Source organism: Rhodopseudomonas palustris (genome assembly GCF_034479375.1).
In the GTDB taxonomy this organism is placed as follows: Bacteria; Pseudomonadota; Alphaproteobacteria; order Rhizobiales; family Xanthobacteraceae; genus Rhodopseudomonas; species Rhodopseudomonas palustris_M.
In genome coordinates this window covers 4296657-4318919 of record NZ_CP140155.1, presented here as the reverse complement: position 1 = coordinate 4318919, position 22263 = coordinate 4296657, and the positions used below count along the sequence as shown (strand labels likewise).

The 22263-nt window shown below is 66.3% G+C and carries 15 protein-coding genes; 4 read left to right on the top strand and 11 right to left on the bottom strand.

Annotation, left to right across the window (positions count from 1 at the left end; translation table 11 throughout):
* Nucleotides 1–197: 197 nt before the first annotated feature.
* On the bottom strand, nt 198–3449 hold the full coding sequence (locus SR870_RS19510) for an efflux RND transporter permease subunit (protein ID WP_322515165.1): 3252 nt from the start codon (nt 3447–3449) through the stop codon (nt 198–200).
* A 127-nt stretch (nt 3450–3576) separates the two neighbouring features.
* A complete protein-coding gene (locus SR870_RS19505; RefSeq protein ID WP_322518318.1) occupies nt 3577–4773 on the bottom strand; it encodes an efflux RND transporter periplasmic adaptor subunit in 1197 nt (398 codons plus the stop codon).
* Between the two features lie 198 nt (nt 4774–4971).
* Between SR870_RS19505 and SR870_RS19500 the strand changes: the two genes are divergently transcribed.
* Complete coding sequence (locus SR870_RS19500) at nt 4972–5562, top strand: TetR/AcrR family transcriptional regulator (protein ID WP_322515164.1); 591 nt, start codon at nt 4972–4974, stop codon at nt 5560–5562.
* 169 nt (nt 5563–5731) lie between these two features.
* Nucleotides 5732–6919 (top strand): acyl-CoA dehydrogenase family protein, encoded by a 1188-nt coding sequence (locus tag SR870_RS19495; RefSeq protein ID WP_322515163.1) that lies wholly within the window; start codon nt 5732–5734, stop codon nt 6917–6919.
* A gap of 74 nt (nt 6920–6993) precedes the next feature.
* On the opposite strand, the gene SR870_RS19490 is transcribed toward SR870_RS19495, so the two are convergent.
* The 3 genes from SR870_RS19490 to SR870_RS19480 all read right to left on the bottom strand — a co-directional run bounded on the left by SR870_RS19490 (nt 6994) and on the right by SR870_RS19480 (nt 10935).
* Nucleotides 6994–8205 carry an ABC transporter substrate-binding protein gene (locus SR870_RS19490; protein ID WP_322515162.1) on the bottom strand — a complete coding sequence of 404 codons (1212 nt, stop codon included), beginning with the start codon at nt 8203–8205 and terminating at the stop codon, nt 6994–6996.
* Nucleotides 8206–8240: 35 nt separating this feature from the next.
* Nucleotides 8241–9764, bottom strand: coding sequence for an acyl-CoA synthetase (locus tag SR870_RS19485; protein WP_322515161.1), 1524 nt, complete (start codon nt 9762–9764; stop codon nt 8241–8243).
* Between the two features lie 103 nt (nt 9765–9867).
* A complete protein-coding gene (locus SR870_RS19480) occupies nt 9868–10935 on the bottom strand; it encodes an AraC family transcriptional regulator (protein ID WP_322515160.1) in 1068 nt (355 codons plus the stop codon).
* 142 nt (nt 10936–11077) lie between these two features.
* On the opposite strand from SR870_RS19480, the gene SR870_RS19475 reads away from it, so the two are divergent.
* On the top strand, nt 11078–12064 hold the full coding sequence (locus SR870_RS19475; RefSeq protein WP_322515159.1) for an NADPH:quinone oxidoreductase family protein: 987 nt from the start codon (nt 11078–11080) through the stop codon (nt 12062–12064).
* Between the two features lie 228 nt (nt 12065–12292).
* Here the strand turns inward: SR870_RS19475 and SR870_RS19470 are convergent, their stop codons facing one another.
* From SR870_RS19470 to SR870_RS19445, 6 genes are all read right to left on the bottom strand, one after another.
* Nucleotides 12293–12784 (bottom strand): hypothetical protein, encoded by a 492-nt coding sequence (locus tag SR870_RS19470; protein ID WP_322515158.1) that lies wholly within the window; start codon nt 12782–12784, stop codon nt 12293–12295.
* A 163-nt stretch (nt 12785–12947) separates the two neighbouring features.
* On the bottom strand, nt 12948–13496 hold the full coding sequence (locus SR870_RS19465; RefSeq protein ID WP_322518317.1) for a GNAT family N-acetyltransferase: 549 nt from the start codon (nt 13494–13496) through the stop codon (nt 12948–12950).
* A gap of 239 nt (nt 13497–13735) precedes the next feature.
* Entirely contained in the window at nt 13736–15199 is a 1464-nt protein-coding gene (locus SR870_RS19460; protein WP_322515157.1) for a glycosyltransferase family 39 protein, read from the bottom strand.
* 317 nt (nt 15200–15516) lie between these two features.
* Entirely contained in the window at nt 15517–17019 is a 1503-nt protein-coding gene (locus tag SR870_RS19455; protein ID WP_322515156.1) for an efflux transporter outer membrane subunit, read from the bottom strand.
* A 220-nt stretch (nt 17020–17239) separates the two neighbouring features.
* On the bottom strand, nt 17240–20407 hold the full coding sequence (locus tag SR870_RS19450) for an efflux RND transporter permease subunit (RefSeq protein ID WP_322515155.1): 3168 nt from the start codon (nt 20405–20407) through the stop codon (nt 17240–17242).
* Nucleotides 20404–21624, bottom strand: a complete 1221-nt coding sequence (locus SR870_RS19445) for an efflux RND transporter periplasmic adaptor subunit (protein ID WP_322515154.1) — start codon at nt 21622–21624, stop codon at nt 20404–20406. Before SR870_RS19445 ends, SR870_RS19450 begins: the two co-directional genes overlap by 4 nt.
* A gap of 162 nt (nt 21625–21786) precedes the next feature.
* On the opposite strand from SR870_RS19445, the gene SR870_RS19440 reads away from it, so the two are divergent.
* Nucleotides 21787–22263, top strand: a complete 477-nt coding sequence (locus SR870_RS19440) for a GCG_CRPN prefix-to-repeats domain-containing protein (protein ID WP_322515153.1) — start codon at nt 21787–21789, stop codon at nt 22261–22263.

The following is a 22263-nucleotide window of genomic DNA, read 5'->3' as shown; positions in this document are numbered from 1 at the left end:
CGATGATGGGAGGTCACCCTGCTTTAAGCCAAGACCGCACAAAGCGCCAATCATTCGTCCGCCGCCCGGCCTCGGCCTTCGCAGCGGATGGGTTCCGCCACCGGCGGAGGGTGAAGAACTTTGCAATCCAGGGTAGCATTAAAATCAGATCGTAAAGCATGCAGATCCTCTTGCTGGTCGTCTGCGGGGGCCGGACGTCACGCCGACGGAGCTGGGTCGTGTGACGTCGGCACGGGCTCGGGATGCCGACCCGGCGCATGCGATCCCGGCGCCAGCGGCGCGTCGTGATCGACGGTCGCTGCGCCGTGCTGCGTCAGCGGGCGGTTGCCGGCCAGCGCGCGCAGAGCCACGTAGAACATCGGCGTGAAGAAGATCCCGAAGGCGGTGACGCCGATCATGCCGGCGAACACCGCGACGCCCATCGCGTGCCGCATTTCGGATCCGGCGCCGCTCGACGTCACCAACGGCACCACGCCCATGATGAACGCCATCGAGGTCATCAGGATCGGACGCAGCCGCAGCCGGCTCGCCTCGATCGCCGCCTGCACCGGGGTTCGCCCCGCGAACTCCAATTCGCGCGCGAATTCCACGATCAGGATCGCGTTCTTCGCCGACAGCCCGACAAGCACGATCAGCCCGATCTGCGTGAAGACGTTGTTGTCGCCCTTGCTGATCCAGACGCCGAACATCGCCGCCAGCAGACCCATCGGCACGATCATGATGATCGACAGCGGCAGCGTCAGGCTTTCGTATTGCGCGGCCAGCACCAGGAACACCAGCAGCAGCGCCACCGGAAACACGATCAGCGACGAATTGCCCGCGATGATCTCCTGATAGGTCAGTTCGGTCCACTCATAAGACACGCCCTTCGGCAACGTCTCCTTGGCGACGCGCTCGATCGCATCCTGGGCTTGTCCGGTCGAAAAACCGGGCGCTGCGCCGCCGCTGACATCGGCGGTGAGGAAGCCGTTGTAGCGCATCGCCCGCTCCGGCCCGGCGCTCTCCTTGACGCGCAGCAGCGTCGACAGCGGGATCATCGCATTGCTGTCGGATCGCACCTCGAGCCGGCCGATATCGTCGGCCCGCGCGCGGAACTTGGCGTCGGCCTGCACCCGCACCGAATAGGTCCGGCCGAATTTGTTGAAGTCGTTGACGTAGAGCGAGCCGAGATAGATCTGCATGGTCTCGAACACGGACGTCACCGGCACGTTGAGCTGCCGCGCCTTGGTGCGGTCGACGTCGGCATAGAGCTGCGGCACGTTGATCTGATAGCTGGTGAACAGTCCGGCGAGCTCCTTCTGTGCGCTCGCCTTGGCGACGAACGCCTTGGTGGCGTCGTTGAGCGCCTCGTAGCCGAGACCGGCCCGATCCTCGATCTGCAGCTTGAAGCCGCCGATGGTGCCGAGCCCGGCGACCGGCGGCGGCGGGAACATCGCGATGAAGGCGTCCTGGATGCCGGCGAACTTCATGTTCAGCGCCAATGCGATGGCGTTGCCGCTCAGCGACTTGTCCTTGCGCTCCGCGAAATCCTTGAGGCCGATGAAGACGATGCCGGAGTTCGACGAGTTGGTGAAGCCGTTGATCGACAGGCCGGGAAACTGGATCGAATTCTCGACCCCCGGCTCCTGCTGGGCGATCTCGCCCATCCGACGGATCACCTCTTCGGTGCGGTCGAGCGTGGCGCCGTCCGGCAATTGCGCGAAGCCGACCAGATACTGCTTGTCCTGTCCGGGCACGAAGCCGCCCGGCACCGCGTGGAACAGATACCCGGTGACGCCGACCAGCAGCAGATACACCGCCATGCCGATCGCGCGGCGCGAGATCACCCGCCTGACGCCGCCGCCATAGGCCTCCGAGCTCCGCGCGAAGAAGCGGTTGAAGCGGACGAAGAACCAGCCGAGCGTCCTGTCCATGAACCGCGTCAGCACGTCCTTCGGCGCCTCGTGGCCCTTCAGCAGCAGTGCGGCCAGCGCCGGCGACAGCGTCAGCGAGTTGAAGGCGGAGATCACCGTCGAGATCGCCACCGTCAGGGCGAACTGCTTGTAGAACTGCCCGGTCAGGCCGGTGATGAAGGCCAGCGGCACGAACACCGCGACCAGCACCAGCGCGATCGCGATGATCGGGCCCGTCACTTCGCGCATCGCCTGATAGGCGGCGTCCGTCGGGTTCAGCCCGCGCTCGATGTTGCGCTCGACATTCTCGACCACCACGATGGCGTCGTCGACCACGATGCCGATCGCCAGCACCAGCCCGAACAGGGTCAGCGCGTTGATCGAGAATCCGAACACGTGCATCACCGCGAAGGTGCCGACCACCGACACCGGGACCGCGATCAGCGGAATGATCGAGGCGCGCCAGGTCTGCAGGAACAGGATCACCACCAGCACCACCAGCGCGATGGCTTCGAGCAGCGTGTGGATCACCGCCTCGATCGAGGCGCGGACGAATTGCGTCGGATCGTAGACGATGTCGTAGGCGACGCCGTCCGGCATGTTCTGCTGCAGTTCCTTCATCGTCGCGCGGACGTTGTCGGAAATCTGGATCGCGTTCGAGCCCGGCGACTGGAAGATCGGAATCGCCACCGCGGATTTGTTGTTGAGCAGCGAGCGTAGCGCGTAGTCGGCGGCGCCCAGCTCGATCCGCGCGACGTCGCGCAGCCGCACGACTTCGCCGTTGTCGCCGTTCTTGACGATGATGTCGCCGAATTCCTCCTCGGTCTGCAGCCGCCCCTGGGCGTTGACCGAGAGCTGCAGATCGAGACCGGGCTGGCTCGGCGAACTGCCGACCTGCCCTGCCGCCGCCTGCACGTTCTGGGCGCGGATCTCGGCCACGACGTCGCTCGGCGACAGCCCACGCTCCGCGACTTTCTGCGGATCGAGCCAGACCCGCATCGAATAGTCGCCGGAGCCGAACAGCTGCACCTGGCCGACGCCCTCGATCCGCGCCAGCCGGTCCTTGACGTTGAGCACCGCGTAGTTGCGCAGATACGTCATGTCGTAGCGGTCGTTCGGCGACATCAGATGCACCACCATGGTCAGATCGGGCGCGCTCTTGATGGTGGTGACGCCGAGCGCGCGGACTTCCGCCGGCAGCCGCGGCTCGGCCTGCGAGACGCGGTTCTGCACCAGCTGCTGCGCCTTGTCCGGATCGGTGCCGAGGCGGAACGTGACGTTGAGCGTCATCCGGCCGTCGGTGGTGGCCTGGCTGCTCATATAGAGCATGTTCTCGACGCCGTTGATCTGCTCCTCGATCGGCGTCGACACCGTTTCGGCGATCACCTTGGGATTGGCACCCGGATAGTTGGCGGTCACCACGATCGTCGGCGGCGCGACTTCGGGATATTCGGAGATCGGCAGCACCGGCAGCGACAGCAGGCCGGCGAGGAAGATCAGGGCCGACAAGACGCCGGCGAAGATCGGGCGATCGATGAAGAATTTGGAGAAATTCATGGCTGTGGTCCGTGCCGATCGGCCCGCGCGGGGCGCAGAGATCCCTGCGCGGCCGAGGATGCGGCTGCGCTGCTGTCGGTCTGTGAATGAAAGACGCCCCGCCGCGCTCGGACGCGACGGGTGACGATTAGTTCTGCGCGACCGTCTTGCTGGAAGCGCCGGCGTCCATCGCCACCGCTTCCGGCTTGATGGTCACGCCCGGACGGACGCGCTGCAGGCCGTTGACCACGATGCGCTCGCCGGCCTTCAGGCCGGAGGCGACGATGCGGAGGCCGTCCACCGAAGCGCCGAGCGTCACCTCGCGATATTCGGCCTGGTTCCGGGCGTCGACCACCATGACGAATTTCTTGTTCTGGTCGGTGCCGACCGCACGTTCACTGACGAGCAGCGCGGGCTCCGGCTTCGGCTGGCCCATCGACAGTCGCGCGAACTGGCCGGGCATCAGCCGGCCGTCGACATTGTCGAACACCGCGCGCACCCGCACCGTGCCGGAGCGCGGATCGACCTGGTTGTCGATGAACTGCATCCGGCCCTTCACCGGCGCCCCGCCCGCGCCGGTCGTCATCTGCACCGGAATGCGGTCGATCGCGGTCGGTGCGTGCTCGTCGGCCAGCGTCTTCAGCGCACGCGTCACCACCTGCTCGTCGGCGTTGAAGCTGGCATAGATCGGATCGACCGACACCAATGTGGTCAGCAGCGGCGAACTCGGTCCGGCGGCAATCAGATTGCCCACCGTGATCTCCACCTTGCCGACCCGGCCCGACACCGGCGCGCGGATCTGGGTGTAGCCGAGATTGAGTTCGGCGGTCTTCAGCGCGGCCTCGGCGGTTCTGAGGCTGGCTTCCGCCTCACGATAGCCATTGGTCCGGGTATCGAGCTCGCGCTGGGTGATGCTCGAGCTCGACAGCTGCTGCCCCCGCTCGAAATCGGCCCTGGCGAGCGTCAGGCGGGCCCGCGCCGCCGTGACCTGGCTTTGGGCGCGATCGACCTCGGCGGCGTAGAGCGCCGGATCGATCACGACCAGGAGGTCATCTTTCTTGACCAGCGCGCCCTCACGGAAGCGGATCTCCTGGACGGCGCCGGCGACACGCGAACGGACCTCGACGCGCTCGACCGCTTCGAGGCGGCCGGAAAAGTCATCGGCGGGTGCGGTCGGCTTGGTCTCCACGGTCGCCACGGCGGCGGCCACCGCAGCCGGCGGCGCGGGCGTCTCCTGGGCCGCTGCGCCGGAGCGGTCGATCAGCGCCGCACTGCCCGCCAGGGCGGCCAAAACTGCGACGGTCCCTGCACCCAGGGATAGATTTCGAGCGAATTTGCCGGCCATTCGTGGACCCCATTGATGCCTGCGGACTTGCCATAAGCCACGCAATTTCAGTAGCTTGGGACGATCGGCCCGATCGTCGAGAGGACCATCGTACCATGCTGCAGCGCACATATCGTACCGCTCGGTATAAATGGATCATCGACATCCCCTGTCAAGGGACTTATCTACCGATCAGTAGAAATCTCCGGAGGCGCCAATATGGTTATCGGACGACCCCGCGAATTCGACGTCGATGCGGCGCTGGACCTCGCTTTGCACGTGTTCTGGCGCAAGGGTTACGAGGGCACGTCGATGTCCGACCTGACCGAGGCGATGGGCATCACCAGGCCGAGCCTGTATGCGGCGTTCGGCAACAAGGAGGATCTGTTCCGCAAGGCGCTGGATCGCTACGTCGACGGCCCCGGCGGCTACTATCAGGCCGGCCTGCAGAAGCCGACCGCACGCGACGTGGTCGACCACATCCTCTATGGCGCGGTCGATGCGATGACCGATCCGAGCAATCCCGGCTGCCTTGCCGTGCAAGGCGCGCTGTGCTGCGGCGAGGCCACCGAGACCATCAAACAGGAACTGACCGCGCGCCGCGCCAAGGGCGAACAGGATCTGCGCGACCGCCTTGCCCGCGCGATCACCGATGGCGACCTGCCCGCCGAGGCCGATGCCGGCGATCTGGCGCGCTATGTCTCCGCCATCCTGCAAGGCATGGCGGTGCAGGCCGCCGGCGGCGCGACGCGCGAGCAGCTCCGCAAGCTCGCCGACATGGCGATGCGGGGCTGGCCGCCGATGGCGTGATCGAGCGCCACGCCCGTCCGGCCGGCGATGCCCCCGCAGGGTTCGGCAGTGCCCCGCTTGCCCCGGCGCCCTGGATCAATCGGCCAACGAGATTGACTTCCGGCGCCATGTCGCTCCCCCATCCGCCCTATCTACGGTCGGCTCCGTCAGAACCGGCTGGAGATCGCACGTGGATTTTGAACTTTCCAAGGAGCAGCAGGAGATCAAGGCGCGCGCCGCCGCCTTCGTCGAGGAGGTCTGCAGGCCGCTCGAAGATCAATGGGGGACGGACGACTACGCCGTCCCGCACGATGTCTTCATGGGCGTGGTGCGCCAGTTTCGCGAATATGGCTTTCGCGGCCTCGCGGTGCCGAAGGACGCCGGCGGCCAAGGGCTCGGCACCATCGCGAAATGCCTGGTGTACGAGGAGATCGTCAGATCCCCGGTGATGCACGGGCTGCTCGCGACCTGGTCGGGATTTCTCGATCCGCATCCGGCGCTCTACGTCGCGCCGGAATGGCAGAAGGAGGCGTATCTCTACCCGATCCTGAAGGACGACAAATTCTACCACATCAACATTTCGGAACCGGACGCCGGCTCCGACGCCGCCGGCATCGAGACCACCGCGGTGCGGGACGGCGACAACTACGTGATCAACGGCATCAAGCGCTGGGCGCCGCCGCCGAACCATCCGGGCATCACGCCGAAATATCTGCTCTGCTACGCCGTCACCGATCCCGGCAAAGGCTATGAGGGCATCAGCCTGTTCCTGGTGGACTATCCCAATCCCGGCGTCTCGGTGCTGCGCGAATACACCACGATGGCGCCCGGCACCTATCTCGGCCGGAGCTGCGACTATCAGTACAAGGATTGCGTCGTACCGGCGAAGAACATTCTCGGCGCCGAGGGGATGGGCTTCCGCTACATGATGGATCAGCTCAACCGCAACCGCACCGTGATCGGGGCCCGCCTCACCGGCACGGCGCGGTGGGCGCAGACTCAGGCCGCCAGGCGCGCGCGCGCGCGTGAGACCTTCGGCAAGCCGCTGTCCGAACGGCAGGCGATCCAGTGGATGCTGGCCGAGTCGGAGATGGATCTCGAGCAGTCGCGGCTGATGGTCTACAAGACCGCCTGGATGCTCGATCGCGGGCTCGACGCGCGCAAGGAAGCCGCGATGGTGAAGTGCTTCGCTCCGCTCGCCGCCTGCCGGGTGATCGACCGGGCGATCCAGATCCACGGCGGGCTCGGCGTGCTGCAGGAGAGCCGGTTCGGCCAGCTCTATTTCCAGAGCCGGATCGCGCAGGTCGCCGAAGGCACCACCGAAGTGATGAAGATGACGATCGCCCGCGAAGTGCTGCGCGCCAGCATGACCGAATAGCAGACGCATCTTCCGCCCAATGAAAGACGCCCGGCTTTCGCCGGGCGTTTCCGTTTTGCCGAAGCTTGGCTGGACTACTTCTCGGCGTCGATCACCACGCCGATCGGCTTCCACCTGGTTCCGTCGAACTGCATCAACTGCTCCTGGCTCATCGGTGTGAAGTGGGTCGGGCTGGTGTTCAGCTTGATGCCGGGCAGCAGGATCGGCAGTTCCAGATCCTTGATGTTCGCCGCCTGCTTCATCAGATTCTCGCGGCTGAGGTCGTCGCCGCAGGCCTTCAGCACGTGCTCGAAGGTCTGCGCCGTGGCGTAGCCGAACACGTAGTAGGTTTCGGACGGGTCGGAGTTCGGCATGTACTGCTTCATGAACGCGAGATACTGCTTCATGCCGGGATCGTCGGCCCAGGCCGGATCGTTCGGGTCCTTGCGGAACGCGACCGTGATCACGCCCTTGGAATTCTCCAGCCCCGCCGGCACCAGCGTGCTCGAGATCGAGCCGGCGGCGTCGCTCAGCATGTGCAGCGCCTCCCACTTGGTCTCGGTCATCTTCTTGATCGCCTGCGCGGAGAATTTCGGCGTCGAGATGTTCAGGAACACGTCGGCGCCGGTCGACTTCAGCAGCAGGATCTGGGAATCGACCGTCGGCTCGGTGATCTCGTAGCTGAGCTCCTTGACGATCATGGCGTCGGCCTTGTCGCCGAGGCCGTCGCGGAAGCCTTTCGCATAGTCGCGACCGAAATCGTCGTTCTGATACAGCACCGCGACCTTCGCGTTCGGGCGTTCCGCGAGCAGATATTTGGCGTAGATCACGCCCTTGGCGTGATTGTTCGGCTGCCAGCCCATCGACCATGGATAGGTCTTCGGCTCGGACACGCGATTCGCACCGGTGCCGAGAAACAGGCCCGGGACCTTCTTGACGTTGAGATATTTCTGGATCGCGAAATTGGTCGGCGAGCCGAAGGTGCCGACGATCGCCAGCACCTCGTCGCTCTCGACCAGCCGGCGGGTCTGCTCCACCGCCTTCGACGGGCTGTAGCCGTCGTCGAGCGAGATCAGGTTGATCTTGCGGCCGTTGACGCCCCCCTCGGCGTTGAGCTTCTCGAAATACGCCGTCATCGCCCGGCCGATCGCCGCGAAGCTCGACGCCGGGCCGCTGTACGGCATGGTCTGGCCGATCTTCACCTCGGTGTCGGTGACGCCTGGGCCGTACGTTTTCGTCTCCGCTCGCGCGAATGGAGACGCAACGATGCATGCGGCGGCACAAGCCGCTGCGATCAGCTTCTTCATGATGTTGTCCTGTCGGTGGTGGGTGGAGAGGCGGATCAGGCCGGCTGGAGATAGCGCCGTTTGAGCAAATGCTTGAACAACTTGCCGTTCTCCTGGCGCGGCAACTCGGCTTCGAAGTCGATCGAGCGCGGGCATTTCACGTGCGACAGATGCTCACGGCAGAACGCCAACAGCTCCTGCGCCAGTTCGGGCGCGGCGCGCGACGGGTCCTTGAGCTGCACCACCGCCTTGACCTCCTCGCCATATTCCGGATTGGGAATGCCGAACACGGCGACGTCGGCCACCAGCGGGTTCAGCGCCAGGCAGTTCTCGATCTCCGCCGGATAGATGTTGACGCCGCCCGAGATGATCATGTGCGAGCGGCGGTCGGTGAGATAAAGGAAGCCGTCGGCATCGAGATAGCCGACGTCGCCGATCGTCGACCAGCCGCGCGCGTCGCGGGACCGCGCGGTCTTCTCGGGATCATTGTGATAGACGAATTGCGGCCCGTCGAAATACACGTCGCCGATCTCGCCGGCGCCGAGTTCGTTCTGGTTCTCGTCGAGGATGTGGATGGTCCCGACGCAGGCCCGCCCCACCGAGCCGCGATGCGTCAGCCAGTCGGCGGTCGAGATACAGGTGGCGCCGTTGCGCTCGGAACCCGCGTAGTACTCCCACACGATTGGGCCCCACCACGCGATCATCTGCTCCTTCAATTCGGGCGGACAGGGTGCGGCGGCGTGAATGGCGCAGCGATGTGAGGACAGGTCGGCGCGGTCGCGCACGTCCTTGGGCAACCCGAGCAGGCGGAAGAACATCGTCGGCACCCACTGGCTGTGGGTGACGCGATAGCGCTCGATCGCGGCCAGCGCCGGCTCGGCCGCGAATTTCGTCATCACCACCGCGGTGCCGCCGCTCTCCAGCGTGCGCATCGTGAACCGCAGCGGCGCGCCGTGATACAGAGGCGCCGGCGACAGATACACCGTGTCATCGTCGAATCCGAAATTCTCGCGCACCCAGTCGCCCGACGCCTGGGCCTGGCGAAGGTTGGAGAACAGCGGCTGCTTGATGCCCTTGGGCCGGCCCGTGGTACCCGACGAATAGAAGAAGTCCTTGCCGACCGGGCCGTCCGGAAGTTCGATCATGCGGTCGAACTTCGCCAGTTCCTTGATGTAGTCGAGGCCGCCGCGGACATCGTCGCCGACCGTGAAGATCGTGCAGCCGTGCGGTTCGCCGGCCAGCGCGGTCACGACCTCGGTGAACCGCGCCCCCACGAACAGCACCTTGGCGCCGCTGTCGCGGACGATGAAGGCCGCCTCCTCGGGCTTCAGATGCGTGCTGACCGGCGTGTAGTAGACGCCATGCCGTCGCGCGCCCCACAACAGCTCGAAATAGCGCAGATCATTGTCGAGCAGGATCGCGATGCCGTCGCCGGCGGACAGCCCCATCCACATCAGCAACTGCGTGACCGCATTGGCGCGACGATCGAGCTCGCGATAGGTGATCGCCTCGTCCGAGAACGCAATCCGTGCGGCAACCTTGTCGGGACTGAGCTCGGCCCATTGATTCAAGATCGGCATTTCTTCCCCGCGGGCCGTTATCAGGTCGGCCATTTCGCGGCGAGTATCGGTTCTGGCGCGGCCGGGCTGAATGACCGTGCGCGCCATTTCGGTTGGCGAAATCCTACCGGGTGACGAATGCCCGGGCGTGGCGCTCGCGGAATTCGCCGGGCGCGAGGCCGGTCCAGCGCCGGAACGCGCGGTGAAAAGTGCTGAGTTCGGAGAAGCCGAGCGACAGCGCCACCTCCTCCAGCGGCAATCGCGACTTCTTCAGCATGTGGGTGGCGATGTCGCGCCGCACCTGGTCCTTGATCTCCTGAAAGCCCCGTTGCTCCTCGTCGAGCAGACGCCGGCGCAAGGTCTGTGGCGACATCGCCAGCATGCCGGCGACGTCCTCGAGCGACAGCGGCCGCTTCGGATTGCGACGCAGGATGCCGCGGACGCGCTCGGCGACGCTGGCGTCGTCGCGATAGCGCACCAGCAGCGCGCTCGGCATCGACGCCAGGAACCGCCGCAGCCGCTGCTCGTCGGGCATGATCGGAAGATCAAGCAGTTCGGCGTCGAACCGGATTTCGGTGCGCGGCTGGTCGAACAGCATCGGCGCGCGATACACCGGCTCGAGTTCCGAGCTGAACGGCTCTTCGGGAAATACGTAATGCACGGTGATCAGCGGCAGCCGGCGCCCGACCAGCCAGCACATCAGCCCGTAGGTGAACAGCAGGATCGCGCCGTTGACCATCCGCCGGCGCTTCGGCTGATCGAACGTATCGGTGACGTAGACCGACGCGTCGTGCTCGCCCTCGGCGAGACGAACGACGAAATCGTCCGCCACCAGATGATAGAACTGGCAGCCGATGCGGATCGCCTCGCGCAGATTGGCGCAATGGATCAGCAGCCGGCACATCATGCGGAACGTGCCGGGCTTGATCGGGCGGCTGCCGAGCAGCCACAATTCGTCGCCCGTCGCCCGCGTCAGCAGCGAGATCATCCGCGCGAACTGATCCTGCGGCAGCCGTGCGCCGGGCTGCTCCAGTTCTCCCGGGCGAATGCCGGCCCGCGCCAGCAGGCTGTCGATGTCGAGCCCGGCTTCGCGCGCGCCGCTGAGGATCAGGCCGACATAGCCGGTGTCGATCGCGGAGCGCGACGATGCGGCGCCGCGCGGTCGGCTTCGGCGTTGGGAGATGTCCGGCATGGCGGGCAGGATAGCGGCCCGGGCGCCCCGCCGCCAGCGCCGTGCTGACGTGGAGTGCCAACCCGAACGGTCGATCCGGTCATTGCGGCTCCCGTTCCGGGCCGCCATGCCGGCAGGAGAGCGAACGAGGAGACCCGAAGCCATGCGCGCGTTGATGAGTTGCGAGCCGGGAGGACCGGACACGCTGCGGCTGCTGGATGTTCCGGAACCGGTCGCGGGGCCGGGACAATTGCTGATCGCGGTGAAGGCCTGCGGCGTGAACTATCCGGATCTCTTGATGATCCAGGATCTCTATCAGGTGAAGACGCCGCGGCCGTTCGCGCCGGGCGCGGAGATCGCCGGCGTGGTGACGGCGCTGGGCGAGGGCGTCACCGACTTCCGCATCGGCGATCGCGTCGCCGCGCGAATCGGCACCGGCGGCATGGCCGAGGCGGTGGCGGTGGACGTCGCCCGCTGCGCGCCGATCCCCGACGGCATGTCGTTCGTCGATGCCGCGGTGATGCAGTTCACCTTCGAAACGGCGCTCTACGCGCTGCGCAACCGCGCCGGGTTGCAGCCCGGCGAGACCGTGCTGGTTCTCGGCGCCGGCGGCGGCGTCGGCATCGCCGCCGTCCAGGTCGCCCGCGTCATGGGCGCACGCGTCATTGCGGCGGCCTCGTCGGAGGAGAAGCTGGCCTTCGCGCGCGATCACGGCGCCGCGGATGGCGTGCTGTATCCCGCGAGCGCGCCGCCGAATCGAAAAGAGGTCGGCGAGCGCCTGAAGGCGGCCCTTGGCAAAGGCGCCGACGTGGTGATCGATCCGGTCGGCGGCTGGCTCGCCGAGACGGCGATCCGCTGCGCCGCCGACGGCGGCCGCTACGTCGTGCTCGGATTCACCGCAGGCATCCCGGCGCTGCCGCTCAACCTGCCGCTGCTGAAGAATTGCGACGTGCTCGGCGTCAACTGGCGCACCTTCTCGCTGACGCAGCCGGAGGCGCTGCGCGCCAACAAGGCCGAGCTGGAACGCTGGTACGGACAGGGCCTGCTCTCGTCGGGCGTGACCGCGCACTTCCCGCTGGAACAAGGCGGCATCGCGATCGAAGGGCTCGCCGCGCGCCACGCGGTGGGAAAACGCGTCGTCGTGCTTTGATGCCGTCCCGGGCGCGGCCGCGCCGAAGCATCTGCCGACACAGTCCGTTCGGCGCGAGATTGGATCCCATGTCTCAGTACGAACCGTCACCTATGTCTCACGGACAGACCGTGCGGTGGCGGAGCGTGCAGGACCGGATGAGAACGACAGCTACGCTATAGCTTGCCAGCTTCGCCTGTGAGCGGCATGTGGTCTCGCGGCAGGCCGTTCCCTATGCCGATCTGCCGTCTAGTTGCCCATCGCAGACCTGGTTGCAAAAGCCACAATGATCAGCGCCACGAATATGAGGCCCACCACGACCGGCATAGGAAGCGCTGATTTGGCCGGGCTTGCCGTGTTCGCCGCGCCGCGGAGCGCGAAGGACGACACGGCCAAGGCCACACCCAGCGCTGTACCGATCCATTCCAGCGTCGCCAGGAGCGTCGACATCGGATTGGGCGGCACGGGGAAGATGCGGCCGAGGTCGAGCAGATAGACGGCGACGAAGGCGAGACCGGCCAGACCGGCCCAGCCACGTCCTTCGCCGGTCTTCGTGACGAAATAGGCGAGCACGAGGCTCCCCAAACCGAGCACGGTCAGAAAAACGTTGAACCCGCCCAGCACCATGGCCGGATAGGCGCTGAAGTCACGCGTTTCGACGAAACCTCCGGGCACCATCAGCGCCAAATTCAGAGCGGAAGCGACCAGGAGCCCGGTGATGACATGGCGTAAGCTCGGCATTCGACCAATCCTTGAGACGACGCGGCAGACTGCGCCAATGTGCCGACGCCCCCACTCGGCGCGAGCATCGCTGTATATCGAGCCGAGCGCTGCGCGTCCGGCGGCTTGCGCGATCGTTCGCGGGCCTGAAGTGGATGGTCCATCGGACGATCCATGACATCTCCTATCTATGCGCCGATCGATCGGCATACACCTTCTCGAACCGGAACGATTCCCCGCCCGGGATTCCCTCGCGGGTCTCTGGATGCGGATCCGGATGATGAACGTTGTAGAACTCGACGATTTTGAAGCCGCATTTGTTGACGTAGAAGTGGATGTTGCGCTTCTCGAAATACGGCGTGTGCGTCTCCCATGCCAGTGTGTCGGGATACATCGCTTCGATCGCGCGCCACGCTCTGGAGCCGATGCCACGCCCGTGATGTTCGGTGGAGACAAAGAACAGATCCAGCGAATTGCGATGCGTGGCGGGGTCGATCGTCAGCACGACCCCGCCGACCTGCACGCCATCGAGCACGATGTGATACGTGACCGCGCCCGGCGCATGAAAGAAATCTCCGAGTTCTGCATCCGACGGGATCGGACCTTCGGGCACCGTTCCGAATGCCGCCGTGAAGCCCGCCGCGAACGCGTCCTGCAGGCCGCGCTGGAAATCCGTCAGGTCGGCTTCCTGCGCCGGAACCAGGATGACACGATTTGTCCCGTCTAATCTCATGGCTTCGTCTCCTGTATTGTTGATCCTGCATTGTTGAATCGGCTTTCGCCGATCGTCTCGCTCATAGAGCCGTACGCCGAAGATCGATCGCACCGGCTGGATGCGGTCCGCTATTCACGTCGATCACCTCCGGCGTCAGCGCATCGATCTCGCCGTCCCATCCGCCCCCGGCGGCGCGTTCCTGATCGGACGGCAAGATCGAGGCCGTCCATAGTATCGACGGCAGGTTGCTGCGGCCTTTAGCGCGTGATCACTACGCCGGCTTCCGGCAGCGCCAGCAGCACAATCCAGCGATCCGACGGCAGGCTTTGGCCCAGCGCGCGCCGTTCGGTGGTCACGACGATACGTTCGGCCCACGGCCGCAACGCGGTGATGCGGTCGACGCAGGCCGGTGCCGAGGCCGGACATATCCCGACGAAGCCGCTGCGACCGAGTGTGTCGACCGAAATCCACGGCGTTAGTTCGGGCGCGCCGGCCGAGAACATGCGCGGATGGTCGGCGCTGTAGAACGACACGGTCGCGACCTCCTCGATGTCCCCGACCACGACCGCCAGCGGCTGGCCGACGCGCTCACGCCACAGCTCGGTCGCGATCGCCGCCAGACGATCCAGCCGCGGCGACAACGCGCGGCTGGGTTCGAACAGCACCTTGACGGTCGCAAGCCCCGGCGCCGCCATCAACGCTCCCACCCCGAGCACCAGCAGGATCACCGCCGCCCTGGCCACGGCGCGCAGCGGCACGGCGAGCCGCGGCAACGTCAGAACGGCGAGCGGGACCAGCGAGAACAGGGGGATGGTCCAATCGCTCTTCATCCGGACCGGCAACGCAATGGCGGCGATGAGCGGCCCGATCGCCAACACGGCGACGATGATCCAGATCTGGCGGGCGCGATCCAGCGCTTCGGCCGACGGCGCCGTCACGCGCCTGAGCCGCGGCAGCAGCACGGCGACGGCGCCGGCCACTAGCGGCGGCAGTAGCAGAGCGAAGGCGTGCAGCGTGGAATCCATCGCATGCCGTGCCGCTGTTCCGCGATCGGGCCCAAGATATTGCGAGGCGTAGCGGAACGGCGTGAAGCCGGCCGCGTAGAGCCAGTCGAGGTGCGAGACGATCGCCAGCAAGAACACTGCAACCGCGACATAGGGCACCGGCGAGCGGAACAGCAGGTTGCGGTCCGGCCGCGCCACTGACGCGACAGCAATCGCCACCAGTGCCCACACGCCCCAGTATTTCGTCATTACCGCGCCGGCGCCGGCAAGCCCGATTACCACGCCCCACAGAGCGGTACGCCGTTCGGCGGCGACCATATAGGCCCAGACGATCAGCACCACGAACGGCAGCTGCAGCAAGTCGGGATTGAACTTGTAGCCCTTGAAATTCAGGATCGGGTAGATCATCGCCAGCAGCGTGGCGAGGACGGCGCGCCGGCGATCGAGCACCTCCCCGGCCAGCAACCTGATCAGCAAGACGGTGGCGCCGGTGACGGCCATCGCCAGCGCGTAGAACGCCCAATCGCTGGTCGGAAACACGCTGAACCACGCTCGCGCCACCCACCCTACCATCGGCGGGTGCTTGCCCGAGCCCCAGGCCAGGGTCTGGCCCCACGCGAACGCTTCCGTGCTGTCGGAATGCAGCACCTGAGCGAATTTCAGGATGGTCAGCGCAGCCACCCACAGCAGCGCATTGCCGAGCACGACCCCCAGCAACAGCGGAGCCCCGAGTCCCGGATGCAGTAGCGCCGCAACGCCGCGGCGAAAGCCGCGTCGCAAGCTGCTATAGCGGATCACGGCCGGCCGGGACGTGGCCGCGTCCAGATCGCGACGAAGCGCGTCGGCGTTCGCGAGATTCATGGGCTTACGACGGCGAACGCGATGCGCTGCGAAGTCGATCGTCGTCCCGCAGGCCGAGCCGAAAATCCGTCAGGTCCGCTTCCTGCGCCGGGACCAGGATGACGCGTTTTGTCTCATCCAATCTCATTGCTTCGGCTCTTGCATTGTCGACCTGTGTTTCCCAATCTTCTCGTTCATAGTTCCGCACTCCGAAGAGTGATCGGACCAGCTGGATGCGGTCCGGTGTCGACGTCGATCACCTCCGGCGTCAGCGTATCGACCTCGCCGTCCCAACCGCCGCCGAGCGCCTTGTTGAGCGCGATATAGTCGGAGACGATCCGGACCCGGCTTTGCAGCAGCGCGTCTTCGGCGCCGTAGAGCGACCGCTCGGCGGTCAGGACGTCGAGAAAGCTCGACGATCCGGATCGATACAGCGTCTGCGACAAGCTCGCCGCCTGCCGATAGGCCGTGGTCGATGTCGCCAGAATGCGGCTTCGCGATTGCTCGTTACTCAGCGACACCAGCGCGTCTTCGACGTCCTTCAACGCGGTGAGTACGGACGTCTGGTAGGCCAGAAACTGCTGGTCACGCTGCGCCTGCGCGATCTCCACCGCCGCCCGCAATTTTCCGCCGTTGAAGATCGGCACCGTCAGGGTCGGGCCGAGCGACCAACTGATCGACGAATTCCTACCGAGATCGCCGAGCTTCGTGCCCGAAGTTGCAATATTCCCCGCCAAGCTGACGCTGGGATACAGCGCCGCTTCGGCCTGCCCGATTCGGGCCGTGGACTGCGCGTAGCGGCGCTCCGCCAGCCGCACATCGGGCCGCGTCAGCAGAACATCGGCCGGAATCCCGGCCGGCACCGGCAACTTCGGCGCCGGGATCGGCTTCGGCTGCGCCAGGAGAGCCGACAGCGCGGCGGGCGGCCGACCTGTCAGCACCGACAGCCGATGCACGGCGACGGCATAAGCCGTCTCGAGCGTGGGAATGACGGAGCGGGTCGTCGCGGCCTGTCCGGTCGCATTGGCGAGATCGGCGGCAGACGCGGTGCCCGCCGCCAGGCGGTCGCGGGTGATCTTGGTGGTTTCGTCCTGCGACGTCGCGGTGCGACGGGCGAGCACGATGCGCGCCTGATAGCCGCGCGCCTCGACGTAGCTCGACGCGACGTCGCCGACCAGCGTCAGCAACACGGCGCGCAGATTTTCGTCCGAGGCATCGATGCCGTAGGCCGCGGCCTCGACGGCCCTGCGGTTGGCGCCGAACAGATCGAGCTCCCAGCTCGCGTCGAACCCCGCCTGATACAGACCGGAGGTGCCGTCCGATCCCACCGACGATGACGGACCGCCGAGGTTCGGTCGGCCGGGTGCCGCCGACGAAACACCCGCCCCCTTTGCCAGCCGCGCCGAGTCGCTGTTGGCGATCGTCGGCAACAGCGCGCCCACGGCCTGCCGATAGCTCGCCCGCGCCTCGCGCACGCGCGCACTTGCCGTCGCGACGTCGAGATTGCCGTCCACCGCCTCGGCCACCAGCCGATCCAGCGTCGGATCGCGCAACCGGCTCCACCAGCGTGGCAGCGCGGGCCGCGCAGTCGCGACGCCGGTCCCGCTCCAATGCGACGGCGTCGCGAGAAGCGGCGTCCGATAGTCGGGACCGACCGCGCATCCGCCCAGCATCATGGCGACGAGGATGATCAGCATCGCAAAGGACGGCGCGGCCTTCGGTTTCGCAGGTGCCGCCGGGGATTGAGCGGGCGGCAGCGTCTTTGCCGGGTTCAGCGGAATCTCGATGGCGCACCCGCTCAGCGCAGTGGCCGTCGACGCCAACGTCGCGGAGGCCACGACCAGCGTTCCGACACGCCGGCAGCGCGCAAGCCATCGGCGAGCCCGCATCATCCCCGTTCGCGCTTCCATCATCTGCTCACGAGTCTCGCCGGCCCGAAAGGCCGATCGCGTTGGGCGGGGTTGCGCTGGCGGGGATCTCGGTGCCGGCCGCGCCCTTGAACACGCGCCGGACCACGACGAACAGCAGCGGCACGAAGAAGATGCCCAGCAGGGTCGACGCCAGCATGCCGCCCATCACGCCGATGCCGATCGAATTCTGCGCCGCCGAGCCGGCGCCGCTGGCGACGACCAGCGGCGCGACGCCGAGGATGAACGCAAACGACGTCATCAGGATCGGCCGCAGCCGCTGCCGGGCGGCGAGCAGCGTGGCGCGATGCAATCCCATCCCTGCCTGCTGTCGCGCGATGGCGAATTCGATGATCAGGATGGCGTTCTTGGCGGCGAGGCCGATCGTGGTCAGCAGACCGACCTTGAAGTACACGTCGTTGCTCTGACCGAACAGCAGCGCGGCGGCCAGCGCGCCGAACACGCCGACCGGCACCGACAGCATCACGGCAAACGGAATCGACCAGCTCTCGTACAGCGCCGCAAGACACAGGAACACCACCAGGATGGAGATCGCGTACAGCGACGCCGCCTGATTGCCGGAGAGCTGCTCCTGCCGCGACAGCGCGGTCCACTCGTGGCCGAAGCCGGCCGGCAGCCCGGCGACGAGGCGATCGATCTCCGCCATCGCGGCGCCGGAGCTGACCGAGGCCGCAGCGTCGCCCTGGATCTGAACCGCGGCCGCGCCGTTGTAGCGCTCGAGCCGCGGCGAGCCGAAGGTCCAGCGGCCGGAGGCGAAAGCCGAGAACGGGACCATCGTGCCGGAGCTGTTGCGGACGTACCAGAGATTCAGATCCTCCGGCTGCATCCGGAAATCCGGCGCCGACTGCAGATAGACCCGCTTGACGCGGCCACGATCGATGAAATCGTTGACGTAGCTGCTACCCCACGCGATCGACAGCGTCGAATTGACGTCGGCGAGATTGAGGCCGAGCGCACTCGCCTTCTCCTGATCGATATCGATCGAAAACTGCGGCGTATCATCCTGCCCATTGGGCCGGGTCCCGCTGAGGAGGCGGCTCTGACCGGCGGCGCCGAGCAGTTGATCCCGCGCGGCCATCAGCTTGTCGTGCCCCGCGCCGTTGATATCCTTCAGATAGAAATCGAAGCCGTTGCTGGTTCCGAGCCCTTCGATCGCCGGCGGCGCCAGCGCGAACACTTTCGCGTCGCGAATGCCGGCGAACACCGCCATGGCACGGCCGGCGACCGCACTGGCTGAGAGGTCGGCATCTTTGCGTTCGGCGAAGTCCCTCAGACGCACGAAGGCCATGCCGACATTCTGGCCGGCCCCGGAAAACGAGAAGCCCGTCACCGTCATGAGGCCATCCACCGCCTTGGTCTCGTGATCGAGGAAATGGCGGGTGACCTGGTCGAGCACGCGCTCCGTGCGGTCCGTGGTGGCGCCGACCGGCAATTGCACCGACACCATCAGCAGGCCCTGGTCCTCTTCGGGCAGGAACGAGCTCGGCAGGCGGATGAACAATAGGCCGGCGGCGACGATGACGAGCACGAAGGCGGCGAGCCCCTGCCGCGGACGCCGCAGCATGCCGCGCGCCCCGGCATGATACGCATTCGTGCCCCGACCAAGGACGCGGTTGAACCATCCGAAGACGCCGCGCTTCTCGTCGTGCGGCTTCGGCGGACGAAGAAACGTCGCGCACAGGGCCGGCGTCAGCACCAGCGCCACGATCACCGACAGCACCATCGCCGAGACGATCGTCACCGCGAACTGCCGGTAGATCACCCCGACCGAACCGCCGAAGAACGCCATCGGCACGAACACCGCCGACAGAACCGTGGTGATGCCGATCAGCGCGCCGGTGATCTCCGTCATCGATTTGGCCGTCGCCTCGCGCGGTGACAGCCCCTCGTCATGCATGACGCGTTCGACGTTCTCGACCACCACGATCGCGTCGTCGACCAGAAGACCGATCGCCAGCACCATGGCGAACATGGTCAGCGTATTGATCGAATAACCGGCCAACGCCAGCACGCCGAAGGTGCCGAGCAGCACGACCGGCACCGCCAGCGTCGGAATCAGCGTCGCGCGAAAGTTCTGCAGGAACACCAGCATCACGACGAAGACGAGGACGACCGCCTCGACCAGCGTGCGGGTCACGTCGCGGATCGAGATCTCGACGAACGGCGTGGTGTCGTAGGGGTAGACGACCTTCACGCCTTGCGGAAACGTCGGGGCCAGCCCGTCGATCACCGCCTTGACCGCAGCGGCCGTCCTGATCGCATTGGCGCCGGTCGCCAGATTCACGGCGAGCCCCGTCGCCGGCAGGCCGTTATAGGTCGACGCGCTCGTGTAGTCCTCCGCGCCGAGTTCGACGGTGGCGACATCGTTGATGCGGACCATCGATCCGTTGGGGTCGCTCTTGACGACGATGTCGCGGAACTGCGCCGGCGTCTGCAGCCGGCTCTGCGCCGTGACGGTCGCGTTGAGCTGCTGCCCCTTGCGCGCCGGCAGACCGCCGAGCTGACCGGCCGAGACCTGGGTGTTCTGGGCCTGAATCGCCGCCGTGATATCGGCCGGCGTCAGCGCGTATTTCAGCAGCTTCTCCGGATCGAGCCAGATCCGCATCGCATAGCCGCCGCCGAACAGTTGGGTGTTGCCGACGCCTTCGACCCGCTTGAGCCTGTCGTTGAGCGAGCTCTTCACATAATCGGCGATATCGGTCTCGCTCATCTTGCCGTTGGTCGAGACGAAGCCGACGACCATCAGAAAGCCGTTGGTCGATTTGGTGACCGAGAGACCCGTGGTCTGGACGATCGACGGCAACAGCGCGGTGACGAGCTGCAGCTTGTTCTGCACCTGCATCTGCGCGACGTCCGGATTGGCCTTGTTCGTGAAGGTGATCGTGATCTCGGCCTGGCCGCTCGAGGTCGACGACGCCGTCATGTAGTCGAGGTTGTCGAGGCCGGTCATGCCCTGCTCGATGACCTTGGTCACCGAGTTCTCGACCGTCCGCGCGTCCGCGCCGGGATAGCTCGCGCTGATCTGGATCGTCGGCGGCGCGATCTCGGGATATTGCGACACCGGCAACGTGGTCAGCGCCAACAGCCCGCCGAGCATGATCACGATCGCGATCACCCAGGCGAAGATCGGCCTTCTGATGAAGAATGCGGAGATCATGGCTCCGCCCCCGGACGGGCGGCGCGTCGTTGCGGCGGCAGGCGCCCGCGCACTTCGCCGGTCGTGTCGTCGACCACGACTTCGGCGCCGACGGCCGTCTGCCCGGCACGCACATACTGCGTGCCTTCGACGATCACCCGATCGCCTTCGCGAACGCCGGCGCCGATCAGCCAGTTGTTGCCGACGCTGCGGATCACCGACAGAACGCGCTCCTCTGCCTTGCCGTCCTTGTCGAGGAACATCGCGATCGCCTCACCCTTGGTGTTTCGGGTGACGGCGCGCTGCGGCACCAGGAAGCTGTCGGGCGCCACGCCTTCTTCGACCACGGCGCGGGCATACATGCCGGGCAGCAGCAGGCGCCGCGGATTGGGAAACACCGCGCGTAGCGTCACCGTGCCGGTCGAGGTGCTGACATTGGCCTCGGAGAATTCCATCTTGCCGGCCAGCGGATAGATCGTGCCGTTTTCCAGCTTCAGTTTCACCGCGACCTGCGGACCGCTCACTTTCAGGCGTCCGGAGTCGATCGCTTGCCGCAGGTTCAGCAGGTTGGTGCTCGACTGAATGACGTCGACGAAAATCGGGTCGAGCGTGCGGATCGTGGTCAGCAGCCCGGTCTGGCCGGCCGTGACCAGTGCACCGGGCGTCAAGGACGAGCGGTCGGTGCGACCGCCGATCGGCGCCTTGATGGTCGTGTAGTCGAGATTGATCCGGGCGGTCTCGACGGCGGCTTTCGCGGTGGCCACCTCCGCCTTCGCCTGCGCGAGCGCGGCGACCGCATCGTCGAAATCCTGCTTGCTGACGGCGCTCTGTTTGACGAGGCCCTGATAGCGCTCCGACTTGGCCTGCGCGCTGGGCACCGCAGCTTCCGCCTTCTGCAAGGCCGCGACGGCGCTGTCATGGGCCGCCTTGTAGGGCGCAGGATCGATCTGGTAGAGCGCCGCGCCCTCGGCGACCTCGCCGCCCTCGGTGAACAGGCGCTGCTGAACGATGCCCGACACCTGGGGACGCACCTCGGCCGTCTGCGAAGCGACGACGCGCCCCGGAAGCTCCGCGGTCATCACCACCGCCTGCGGGCGCAGCGTCACGATGCCGACCTCGGGGCGGCCGACGCCGCCGGCGGGATCGGCGCCGTGATCGTCCGACCGGGGCTTGCAGCCGGCAAGCGCCACGGCAAACGCCACGGCCGCGATCACGGCAATCGTTGAATGGGAAGACACGGGCTCACTCTCGAGGGAGTACGACGGGGCGACTCCCAGCCGGAGCGTGGGAGCGCAATGCGATGACGCGCGAGACTTATCCGCGGCGCATTGGTCGCGTGTGGAGACTTCGTGGAGGATTGATGGAGACGGCGATCCGGCGGCGCCCGACGCGACCCGTACATGGTGAAATCAAATGCGTATTCAATATATTACGAGACATTCGACGTCGCCGGGGGCGCGCTGGCCGTCGGGGGGATTTCGGCCGCGATCTTCGCTAACAAGAGACCGGTCGCCGATCGCGACGTTGTCAGGGAGCTCTGTGATCCGATGAGAAAGTTGCTGTTGAAAGCCGCGGTACTGATGGGCGCGCTGTCGCTGTGGGGCGGCGGCAGTGCGGTGGCGATGCCGTTCGGCCGCGCGCTGCCCGCGCCGGCGGAAGTGATCCAAGCCGACTGGCAGTGCGGCCGGGGCTGGCATGTCACGTCCTGGGGCACCTGCCGCCCCGATCGCCGCATCGGCTACAGGTTTTCTTCATGGCCGTACCGCTATGATGGTTACCACGCCGAGGATTGGGGTGACGATCACGGCTGGAGTCACGACCACGACCCGTCCGATGACGATGCTCCGCCCGCATACGACTGGTCATGGGACCGCTGA